8 protein-coding genes are annotated in these 11,944 nt (G+C 36.1%); 7 read left to right on the top strand and 1 reads right to left on the bottom strand.

Annotated elements, in window-relative coordinates:
• Window positions 1–17: 17 nt before the first annotated feature.
• The gene (locus OSO01_RS17925) at window positions 18–659 is read left to right on the top strand and encodes a class II aldolase/adducin family protein (protein WP_147211825.1); all 642 of its coding nucleotides are present in this window, start codon (window positions 18–20) and stop codon (window positions 657–659) included.
• Window positions 660–833: 174 nt separating this feature from the next.
• Here OSO01_RS17925 and OSO01_RS17920 read toward each other — a convergent pair whose 3' ends face one another.
• Entirely contained in the window at window positions 834–1,421 is a 588-nt protein-coding gene (locus OSO01_RS17920; RefSeq protein WP_147211824.1) for a LysE family transporter, read from the bottom strand.
• A 375-nt stretch (window positions 1,422–1,796) separates the two neighbouring features.
• Between OSO01_RS17920 and OSO01_RS17915 the strand changes: the two genes are divergently transcribed.
• From OSO01_RS17915 to OSO01_RS17890, 6 genes are all read left to right on the top strand, one after another.
• Window positions 1,797–3,638 (top strand): BglG family transcription antiterminator, encoded by a 1,842-nt coding sequence (locus OSO01_RS17915; RefSeq protein ID WP_147211823.1) that lies wholly within the window; start codon window positions 1,797–1,799, stop codon window positions 3,636–3,638.
• A 16-nt stretch (window positions 3,639–3,654) separates the two neighbouring features.
• A complete protein-coding gene (locus OSO01_RS17910; RefSeq protein ID WP_147211822.1) occupies window positions 3,655–4,524 on the top strand; it encodes a ketose-bisphosphate aldolase in 870 nt (289 codons plus the stop codon).
• A gap of 21 nt (window positions 4,525–4,545) precedes the next feature.
• Complete coding sequence (locus OSO01_RS17905; protein WP_147211906.1) at window positions 4,546–6,453, top strand: PTS fructose transporter subunit IIABC; 1,908 nt, start codon at window positions 4,546–4,548, stop codon at window positions 6,451–6,453.
• 221 nt (window positions 6,454–6,674) lie between these two features.
• A complete protein-coding gene (locus OSO01_RS17900) occupies window positions 6,675–7,826 on the top strand; it encodes a M20 family metallopeptidase (RefSeq protein WP_147211821.1) in 1,152 nt (383 codons plus the stop codon).
• A gap of 116 nt (window positions 7,827–7,942) precedes the next feature.
• On the top strand, window positions 7,943–9,382 hold the full coding sequence (locus tag OSO01_RS17895; protein WP_147211820.1) for a YfcC family protein: 1,440 nt from the start codon (window positions 7,943–7,945) through the stop codon (window positions 9,380–9,382).
• A gap of 241 nt (window positions 9,383–9,623) precedes the next feature.
• On the top strand, window positions 9,624–11,618 hold the full coding sequence (locus OSO01_RS17890; protein ID WP_147211819.1) for a methyl-accepting chemotaxis protein: 1,995 nt from the start codon (window positions 9,624–9,626) through the stop codon (window positions 11,616–11,618).
• The last annotated feature ends 326 nt before the right edge of the window (window positions 11,619–11,944 follow it).

Below are 11,944 nucleotides of genomic sequence, written 5' to 3'. Positions count from 1 at the left end.
GGAGAGGATGACAGAGAATGAATAAACAAATATTAAAGGAACTGCAAATGACAGGAAAGTTTATGATGGATAAAGATCTGGCTTGGGGTACAGCAGGAAATATCAGTGCGAGGGAGGAAAATGGTTATATCATTTCAGCTACTGGTACGTACTTGGGAGAATTGGATATGGGCAGCTTTTCATTATGCAAAGATGGCAATCAGATAGCCGGAGAAAAGCCTTCCAAAGAGTATCTGATGCACGAAGGGATTTATGAAGAAAGGCCAGAAATAAATGCAGTTTTACATGCTTCTCCTTTTTACAGTACATTAATTGCAAATTCTGATCTAAATTTACCATCGAATTATTTTGTGGAGTCGATGTATTATCTTGAAAGAATTGTAAGGATTCCGTTTTATCATCCGGGCAGTAAAGAATTAGCACAGGCAGTTAAAGAAAGAGCAAAGGATTCCAATGTATTCTTATTGGAGAATCATGGAATAATTGTCTGTGATACAAGTCTAAAAGAAGCCCGTACAGCTTTACAGACATTAGAGTATACAGCTCGAATGCATGTTACAGCTTTAGAAAAGAATATTAACATGAATGGATTAAGTGAAGAAACAGTGTATGACTTCCTTCATCATTCAGGTTATAAACCCCTTCGTAAATGGCAATAAAATAACCATACCTCGTTATGAAGTAACTTTTAAAGGTGGAGTGAAACTCGTGCTTTAAAAAACTTCTATAGAGGTATGGTCTTTTTGTATAACGATCTATTCACTGATATAAACGATTGAAACAATTCTTGAGTATTTACTTAGTTTTAAAATTATTGCGTGTGTATCAATTACTCAAGTCATCAAAATAGAAAAAGCACTATAAACAAGTAATAAGCCCATAACAATATTAAATATAGTCTGATAACGGGATAAAAAATTTTGAAGTACTGAGCCAAATAAGCTCCAAGTAACAGAACTGAAAATACCTACAATGCCAAGAAAAAGGCAAAAGAGTATATAGCTTGAATAGGAGCTGTAATAAGGCAGCAGGAACGTAGATACAACTGCAATACCATATAAAATTGCTTTTGGATTAATAAATTGCATCAATGTGCCGACGACAAATAAATTCTTATGTGCTTTTGTGGGAGGCTCTCCGCTGTTTCCTGAACTGGTGAATGTTTTAAAGGCAAGGTATAACATGTAGAAAACACCCAAAAATTTTAATGGTGTTTCAATGAAAGGCAAAATTTCAATTAAAGCCCGATTAAAAAAACTGCAAATTAAAGCAATCAGACAGAAACCTGAGCCAACACCAATACAAAAGGAAAGCGTATTTCGAAACCCATAGCGATTTGCAAAAGAAATAGCCATAAAATTATTTGGGCCAGGTGTAAAACTGCTGATAAAAACAAATGTGAGGAAAGCAGAAATTGGCATTGGTGTAAATCTCCTTTTGAATAATTCAGAATAACGTTTATTATACATGAAATAAAGCTGAGAACGCAGCTTTTATTTATTCATGTAAGGAAAAAACACATAAGAAAAAAGCCGAGTCTTTTCTACAGGGGCTTGGCTTTTCTTATGTATCTGACTGGTTCGGATTATGGGAAATAAAATACAAAAGAGTATCTCTTTTATATTAGAATTTTTCTCTTATATGTAAATATATTTAATATAATGAAATCCTAACAAAATCCATTTCTGTATGAAAGCGCCTACAGAATAAATTTCCTATAGGGGAGGAAATTTACCTAATATAGCGATTGCTTAAATTATATTATAAATTAGATGCATAGGAAGGTTGGGATTAAGGTGAGTAAGAAACACAATCAACTAATTAACTTTCTATCAAATCAGGAACAGGAGTATGTCCCTGCTGTCCAAATTGCTGAGGCTATTGGGGTGACAGATCGAACGATTCGAAATTATATCAAGGAGATTAATGAGAAGTCTAATCAAATTTCTATTGTCTCTTCCTCAGAAGGCTATAAGCTTCAAACGGAAGATATAAATATGCTGATAGTCAATGAAGCAGAGCTGGAAGAGACATTGCTGGATTTTGAAATTGTTCAATTTCTGATGACTAGAGATGATTATACTACTTACGATGAAATTGCGGATAAATTCTTTTATTCACCTCAAACCATTCGCAGCAGAATTCAGAAATTGACAATGAATATGGATAAGCTGGGGATTGATGTTTCAATAGATACAAAGGTATTTAAAGGTATTATGCTGGTGGGCACAGAAATACAAAAACGTGTTTTACTGGAGAATCTTTTCACTTCTATTTCTATAAAGAAGGAGGTCTATAAAGACTTTTTAACAAAGAACTTCTGTAATTGGGTTGATGAGGATGTAATAGAAAGCATTTTAAACCTGGTAGAGGAAATTAATATAAAATATGACTTAAACTTAGAATTTTTAATGTATAAAAAAATGTCAGTCCAATTGATTATTATGATCTCACGAATTGAAAGCGGCAATCATGTTGTTATTGAATTAAGTGAGGAAATGGATTTTAAAGATTTTAAAGAATTTGAAGTGGCAAGTGCTTTTTGTAACGGCATTCTTCAATATGTAATCGCTTCAGAAAGTGAACGTATTTACTTAACCAATTATTTAATGTCGCTGCACTTAGATTTAGAAGAACCTGGAGTAGAAAACAAAGATTTGCAGACTGTAAAGAAAATTGAGCAGATTTTATTGAATATAGAGCAAGCTTACCAAGTACCAACCTATTCTCAAAAGAAATTTAAAAGTAATATTTTGAATCATATTTATCGAATTATTTACCCGGTATCCCATAACCTGCTTATTTATAATCCTTTTGTAAAGGAAACGAAATCAGAGTATTTTTTCTCATTTAGCATTGCTTCGAATATTGCATTGAAGATTGAAAAGGAATTTAATGTTGAAATTCATGACAGTGAAATAGCTTATTTAGCTTATCATATTCAAAATATTTTCGAAGCTCAGGATAAGAAAAGAATAAAGACAATCATTTTATATAGCAGAAATTATGAGCGTACAAAGCTGCTCTCATCCAAAATAGCAACCTATTTTAATGAATTGGAAATTTATAAAATAGAGAAATGCTCTCAGGATTATACTTTTCATGAAAATTGTTTGTATATCGGCATCGATTTAGCGTTTACTCCAAAGACCAAAAAAGACATTATTATGATTCAAAACGGGCTTCATAATGGGGAAATAAAAAAGATCCGATTTTTTCTTGAATCTCAACACTCTATCATAGAACGTGCCAATATTTTTTGGATAAACGAAAATAACCCGGAGCAAGCGATCCAAAATCTTCTACAAAGCAATCAACGGGGACAGTTTATTGAAGCGGTTATGAAAAGAGAAAAAATGTCTTATACCTCTATCGGGAATTTAGTAGCTATTCCGCATCCCTATTTTGAAATGCAGGAATATAAAGAAGAAGTCATTATTGGAATAAATCAGAAAGCGATTGAATGGGGAAATGAACTGGTTCAATTGATTATTATTTATTTACCATCTGATGATGTGGAAAGAAATGAATATATTTTTACGGAATTTTTCCAGAAAACGAAAAATATAAAAGATGTTATGAAGCTAGTTCAAATGGAAACAAAGGAAGAATTCATACATTGTTGGAATCAAATTTAAATGAGGAGTGATGATGATGTTATTAAATATGAAAGATTTATTAAAAACAGCATATGAAAATCAGTTTGCAGTAGGGTCTTATAATGTGGCCAATAGTGAGTTTGTAAGAGTAGTGATTGAGGCGGCGGAAGAAAAGAATGCACCTGCTATTATACAGATTCATCCAAACGAAATTGAACTGCTGGGAGATGAATTTACAGCTTACGTAAGAGAGATTTGTCAGCGCACCTCTATACCGGTAGCTATTCATTTAGACCACGGGGCTTCTGTTCAAGATGTCATGCGGGCTATCAGAAATGGTTTTACCTCTGTGATGATAGATGCTTCTCATGCTTCCTTTGAAGACAATATAGCGATTACGAAAGAAGTGGTGCAGCTGGCGCATGCTGTCAATGTATCTGTAGAGGCGGAATTAGGAACTATCGGATCGAATGATAACAGCTCAGAAGGCGGTGCAGACGAAATCTTATATACCGATCCTCAGGATGCAAAGATATTTGTTGAGGAGACTGGAGTCGATACGCTGGCTGTTGCTATTGGAACTTCTCATGGGCAATATAAACATGCTGGTAAACCAGAATTAAAATTAGATTTACTTCAAGAAATTCATCAGCAAGTTAATATTCCCTTGGTTCTTCATGGAGGAAGTGACAATAAAGATGAGGAAATTTCGCAGACCTATCTTCACGGGGTTTCAAAAATTAATCTTTCAACCGATATGAAAAATGCCTTCTTCCAAGAAATGCGCAGCTTTTTAACGGAAAATCAAGGTGCATATGAACCGGATGTAATTATGCCGAGTGCTCGTAACGCAGCAAAAGAAGTGGTAAAGAAAAAAATGGATTTATTTAATTCAACAAATCATGCGCATCTTTATTTTAAATAAATGGCAGAGCGAGGGAGAGCAATGGAATTTATTGATATTCTCACAAAAGAAAATATTATTTTAAATTTAAAAGGAAAAAATCAGGATGAAGTGATCAATGAATTAGTGGGAAGATTAGCTGACAACAAGCTTACTAGTAATCCGGAAGAATTTAAGCAGGCTATCTATAAAAGAGAAAGTGAAATTTCTACAGCTGTTGGGTATAGTGTTGCGATTCCTCATGCTAAAAGCAAAACAATCTCAAAGCCTGCTATTATATTTGGAAGAACATTAGAAGGAATTGATTATGGAGGGCAGCATACTAATCTTATATTTATGATTGCAGCACCTGAGAATGCTTCTGATGATCATCTGGAATTGTTATCCAGACTTTCAACTTTCCTGATGGATGAAACCTTTAGAGCGAAGCTGCTGGTTGCTCTGTCTACCGATGAAATTGTTAGTGTTATAGAGGAATATGAGAAACAAAAAAAGAGTGAAAATATAGAAAAAAATGACAGCGATAAATATTTAATTGGAATTACAGGGTGTATGACAGGGATTGCACATACGTATATGGCGGCAGAGGCGTTAAAAGAGGCAGCCCGAAAACGGGGAATGAAAGCAAAAATACAAACAAATGGTGCAAATGGTCCTGAAAACAGGTTGACTGCCAAAGATATTCAAAATGCAGATGCTATTGTGGTTGCACATGACGTGAACGTGGACACATCTGGATTCAAAGGGAAGAAATATGTAGATGTACCTGTGAAAAAAGCGATTAATCACGCTGACGAACTAATTGATCAGGCGCTATCTTATAATATAAAAGAGATAAACAGAGATTCTGCAGAAGTAAAAGAAGAGAAAGAAGAAGCTTCTGAAGAAAAAGGCGGCCTGCAATTTTATAAACATATTATGAGCGGTGTTTCTTACATGATTCCATTCGTGGTTGTAGGCGGAATATTTATAGCGATATCCTTTATGTTTGGAATTTATGCCGCAGACCCTGAAAGTGAGCAGTATAACATATTTGCTCATTTCTTTAGCCAGGTTGGAGGAGACGCTGCCTTTGCATTAATGGTTCCGATTTTAGCAGGATTCATTGGCTATAGTATTGCAGGTAAACTGGGATTAGCACCTGCAATGATTGGTGGAATGATGGCGAATATAGGAGATGCGGGATTCCTTGGAGGAATGATCGCCGGTTTTGTAGGGGGCTTTGCTGCAAAATTTATTGCCAAGTCTATGAGAAAAGTTCCGAAATCATTCCAAGGATTGATTTCTATATTAGTTGTACCTTTACTAAGTACATTAATCGTCGGAGCTTTTATGTTTTTCGTTTTAAATACCCCGATGTCAGCACTAAATGAATTTTTAGAGGGCTGGTTAAGAGGTTTAACAGGAGTTAATGCTGCTATTCTGGGTGCTCTGCTGGCAGGAATGATGGCTTCTGATATGGGAGGCCCCATCAATAAAACTGCGTCTGCTTTTGGTTTAGCGATGTTTGCAGCTAATATTTTTGAGCCTTCAGCTGCATTAATGGTTGGTGGAATGGTTCCACCAATTGGAATTGCTTTGGCAACGACGATTTTTAAAAATAGATTTACCGGCCCGGAAAGAGAAGCAGGAAAAGCCAGTTATGTACTTGGGGCCAGCTTTATCACAGAAGGAGCCATACCGTTTGCTGCAGCAGATCCTTTAAGAGTTATACCAGCGAATATTATTGGAGCCGCTATAGGTGGAGGCATCTGTATGGCACTGGATATCTCTTTAAAGGCGCCACATGGAGGTATTTTTGTAATACCGATAGCAAGTAATAAACCTTTATTGTATATTGGATGTATTTTATTAGGTTCCATTATTACCTGTTGTATTTTAGGATTTTTGAAGAAACCTTTATCAGAGGAAGATAGAAAAAAAGGGAAAGAAATGAGCTCCATTTTTTAATATTAATATATTTAGAAAGAGTTAAGCGGCTGGTCTAGAATAAGTTGCTTAACTTTTTTGTTTTGGGGTAATATATAATATAAATTTAGCTGATGTGATGCTTCTCCCATTCTTAAATAATCTATGTTATAATTCAAAACAACGCATAAATTTGCATGAATTTAGTATAAAAATACATTTATGATAGAATGATATATCAGAATTAGGAGGTTTATCAGCAAATGTCATTAGAAAAAAACTATGAAGCTATTCAGAATGAGCTGATTCAAATCAGTAATCAATTATATGAAAATCCAGAACTGGGAGATCAGGAATTTGAATCCATGAAGTTACTGGTTAAATATTTAAAATCCTATGATTTTGAAGTAGAAACAGGTATCGTTGATCGCCCGACTGCTTTTCGTGCAGAGTATACAAGCGGTAAGCCGGGGCCAACTATTGCTTATTTGGCAGAGTATGATGCGCTGCCAGGAATTGGACACGGCTGCGGACATAATTTAATTGCTACATTTGCTGTTGGAGCAGGGGTGATTCTGCGTCAGCATGTAGATGAAATTGGCGGGAAAGTAGTTGTCTTAGGCACACCTGCAGAAGAAACGAGCGGTGCGAAAGTACCGATGAGCGAGCAGGGTACTTTTGACGATATTGATGTAGCAATGATGGTGCATGGTGCCGACGTATCTTCGGAAAGTGGTCCGATGCTGGCAATGGATGCTCTTCAATTTGACTTTACTGGTAAGGCAGCGCATGCAGCAGCGTCTCCAGAAAAAGGAATTAATGCATTAGACGCAGTGATTCAATTATTTAATGGAATAAATGCACTTCGTGAACATGTTCCAGATGATGTGAGAATTCATGGGATTATTACAAAAGGCGGAGAAGCAGCGGGAATTGTACCAGCAGAAGCTACAGCACAATTTTACATTCGTGCTAATGAGCGGAAATTAGTGGATGAGCTGGGCGCGAAGGTCAGAAATATTGCTGAAGGAGCCTGCTTGATGACAGGGGCTTCTGTAGAAATTTCCAACTATGAGCTGAGCTACGATAATATGATTACCAACCAGGCTCTATCAGATACATTTACCAGGCATATGAAGTCGTATAGTGCCAACCCTGTTTATCCAGCTGTTCCGGCAACAGGATCTGCGGATATGGGAAATGTTAGTCAGGTTGTTCCATCTATTCATCCATATGCCGGTTTAAATGAGCCGGGACTTGTTTTCCACACAACAGAATTTGCAGAAAAAACCATAACGCCAGATGGAGAAGCAGCGATTCATGATGCAGTTCTATCATTGGCACATACAGGATACGACATTATAGTCAACAAAGATTTACTACATGCGATTAAAGAAGAATTTGAAAATCAGTAAGTAAAAACGAGAGGGTATCTCATCGTAACAGGTAGTTTATTTCTTTAATTAAAAGTTGTAAACTGCCTGTTTTTTATTGTAAAAGCTTTTCAAAAACTGAAAAAGGAGATGTTACCATGAGCGAAAATGTTAATACAGCGGGAAGTACACAAGAGCCGAAAAAGAAAAAATGGGAATTTCCGCATGTTTTTGCTCTCATGTTTGGACTGATTATTATTACAGCAATATTGACATACTTTATTCCAGCTGGAGAGTACGAACGAGAAACAACCATTGTCAATGACACAGAGAGAACGGTTGTTATTAACGATACATATCATGAAGCAGAAGGAAGTCCAACTGGATTTTTTGAAATCTTTCAAACGATTCATAAGGGGATGACACAAAGCGCTGATATTATTTTCTTTATCTTTATTGTCGGCGGAGCTTTTGGAATTTTAAATGCAACGAAAGCCATTGAAACAGGACTTGCGAATTTATCAATGAAAATGGCGAATCGGGAAATTTACTTGATTCCTGTAGTAATGACACTCTTTGCTCTAGGCGGGGGAACATTTGGAATGTCAGAGGAGACAATTCCATTTATTATGATTCTGGTGCCTTTAGCGATGAAATTAGGGTTTGATTCCTTAGTTGGTGCGGGGATGGTTATTGTCGGTTCATGTGCAGGATTTACAGCTTCATTTATGAATCCATTTACTGTTGGAGTAGCTCAAGGGATTGCCGAGTTACCGACATTCTCTGGAATGGGTGTCCGTCTTGTGATGTGGGCTATCTTTGTTACATTTAGTATAGCGTTTGTCATGATTTATGCGAAAAAAGTAAAGAAAAACCCAGAGAAAAGTTTAATGTACAAGATTGATAAGCAAAGAAATTTTGATGATTCCTTAGATGGACATTATACAAAATTGACTGGCAGACAAGCTATTATTATTGGATTATTGGTAGCCACAATTATTATTTTAGCAATTGGAGTCATCTATTTTGACTGGTTTATTATGGAGATAGCTTCTCTTTTCTTAATTATGGGGATTATCGCCGGCTTTGTCGGTAAGCTGCGTGTAAATGAAATTGCCGGTTCCTTTATTGACGGCTGTAAAGAGCTTCTTGTCGGAGCGCTGGTTGTCGGTTTTGCATATGGAATTCTTGTTGTTTTAGAGGAAAGTAATACAATTGATACAATTTTATTTGCTGCATCCAGTCTGGTAAGCCAGCTTCCTACTGCTTTTTCTGCAATAGGAATGTATGCATTCCAGAGTGCTCTTAACTTTTTAGTTCCGTCTGGAAGTGGACAGGCTGCTTTAACAATGCCAATTATGACACCATTATCAGATCTTACGGGAGTGAGCAGACAGACAGCGGTAATGGCATTCCAGTTGGGTGATGGGATATCAAATGCGATTACTCCAACATCCGGAGTTTTGATGGCTTCCTTAGCGATTGCTAAAATTCCATGGACAACCTGGTTCCGGTGGGTTATTCCGTTGATTCTTCTGTCTTATCTTGTTGGAGGCATTATTCTTACGATTGTCCATATGTTTATTTGGACGGTTTAACTAAAATAGCAAACAAAAAAATTCCTTTCTGATTACAGAAAGGAATTTTTTTGTTTGCAGAGAAAAACGGGAGGTTATTTCTTATTAAATTAATGAAGCCTCAGCTAAAGGGTAACTCAGTATTTTTAAATTATTTTATTTATTTGATTATTTTTACTTTATGATTCTCTCTTAAAGTAATGATACTTTTGACCGATATAAAATTTGTGACTATTTATATACATACTAGGAGGATACAAGATTGGGAAAGAGAGAAAAAACAAAATCATTAAGTTTAAGAAATAGGCTAATTGTATCATTTTTAATTATATTATTATTACCTAGCATAGCTATTGGGACTATTTCCTATCAAAGTGCAAAATCTAATATAGAGGATAGTATGCTGGATTCTACTCAGAAAAATGTAGAAATTATGCGACAGACGATCGACCAATTTATGAATGATCAGATGGATAACATTGAATATTTATCGACAGCCATTTCAACAACCGACATTGAAAATAATAAGGATGCAGCAACAAGCAAAATTTTAGAAGATATACAAAATGCTAAGGATGTTGCTTTTGAACAAACCTATGTAGGGACGGAAACAGGAGAATTTATGAATTATCCTACATCATTTCAAAATCCACCTGACTATGATCCGAGAGAAAGACCATGGTATCAGCAGGCGATGGAAGAAAAAGGTGAAATCATTGTAACGGATCCATATGTTTCTGCCTCCTCTAATCAAGTGGTGGTTACCATCGCAAAAGCTGCCGCAGATAATAACGGCGTTGTTGCGGTTAACCTGGAGCTCGGAAGTCTTACGGATATTATCAATTCAGTCACTATCGGTAAAAATGGTTATTTATTCCTGTTGGACGGAGATCATAAATATATTAGTCATCCTGATATGGAGGCTGGGACAGAAGCATCAGAAGCATTTTTTGATAAATTATATGAATCGGAGACAGGGCAATCCAATTACAGCTTCGAAGGTGATCAAAAGCAATTAGCATTTGATACCAGTGAGATAACAGGTTGGAAAATTGCGGGAACGATGTTTGATAGTGAGATAGCTGAAAATGTCAGCCCAATTTTAAATACGACTGTATTTGTTATTATTATTGCTCTTATTTTAGGTACGGTATTAATTGTATTTATCATTCGTTCTATTTCTAAACCTATTAATCATTTAGCTGATGCAAGTAATACAATGAGTCAGGGAGACTTAAGTGTCAGCGTGAATTTAGATCGAAAAGATGAAATAGGGACTTTAGCGCTTTCGTTTAATAAAATGCGTGAGAATTTAAATGGGATCATTCAGCAGGTTAGAGATAAATCAAATCATTTAGCTTCTTCTGCAGAGGAACTAAATGCAAGCACAGACCAGAACACGTCTGCTACAGAACAAATTTCTGCCTCCATGCAGGAAGCTGCTGAAGGAATGAATAGTCTTAATACCAGCATTACACACAGTTCAAAGCTGGCACAGGAAATGACGGAGTCCATCTATAATATTGAATCCAGCTCTAATCAGGTTTCAGATACAGCAACAGATGCGATGACGGCGGTAAAAGAAGGGAACACTGCATTAAGTACTACTATTGATCAAATGGAGTACATCAAGAAAAATACGTATGAACTGTCCAATAATATTCAAGGGCTTGGTAACCAGTCGGCTCAGATAAGTAATATTATTGACGTTATTACAGATATATCAGAGCAGACGAATTTACTTGCCTTAAACGCGACGATAGAAGCAGCAAGAGCGGGAGAGCATGGGAAAGGATTTGCTGTTGTGGCAGATGAAGTTCGGAAATTAGCTGAGAAATCTTCTGATTCTGCAGAACAGATAAAAGATATGATTAATGCAATTCAAAATGAAACAACGAATACTGTAAATGCCATGAAAGCTGCAACGGATGAAGTAGAAAAAGGAATCAGTATCGCCAATAATGCAGATAAATCGTTCACGAATATAACAGGCTATGTAGATTCGATAACAAATCAAATTATGCAGGTTAATGCTGGAATTCAAGAAATCGCAGCTACAACAAAACATTTTACGAATACATTTGAAGAGGTGGGGTCCATTGGGGATGCTGTATCGCAGGAAACAGAAAATGTTTCTGCATCTACACAACAGCAGCTTGCTTCCATGGAGGAGATTGCAAACTCAGCTTCAGATCTGACTAGTGTTGCAGAAGATCTACAGCAGCTGGTAGAAAACTTTAAGCTGTCTGATCGTTAATAATCCATTCGTGCAGTGAAATATTGATTGCATCTTTTAAAAACTTTTTATTTCTAATCGGATAGAGAGGAGAATGATTTCCTTTCTATCCGATTAATTTGTGTAAAAAGATGTTTAGGCAGATGGACCTGATAAAGTGATGCTGTAAAAAAGAACTGTTACGTAGCAAGTGTTACATTGCAACAAAAATTTTCGCTTGGATCTCTTTATCTTCCCTCTGCAAACACCCACGTTAAATGATAGGTTTATGTACCAGTAATAGACCTAAAAATTAAAAGAAAAGTTCAATAGCGATTCGATATTTTTCTAATTTATTTTAAACCAAC

The sequence above is a fragment of the Oceanobacillus sojae genome (assembly GCF_007991515.1).
Taxonomy (GTDB): domain Bacteria; phylum Bacillota; class Bacilli; order Bacillales; family Amphibacillaceae; genus Oceanobacillus; species Oceanobacillus sojae.
The sequence above is the reverse complement of the archived record's forward strand: the minus strand, read 5'-3'. Positions and strand labels throughout refer to the sequence as shown.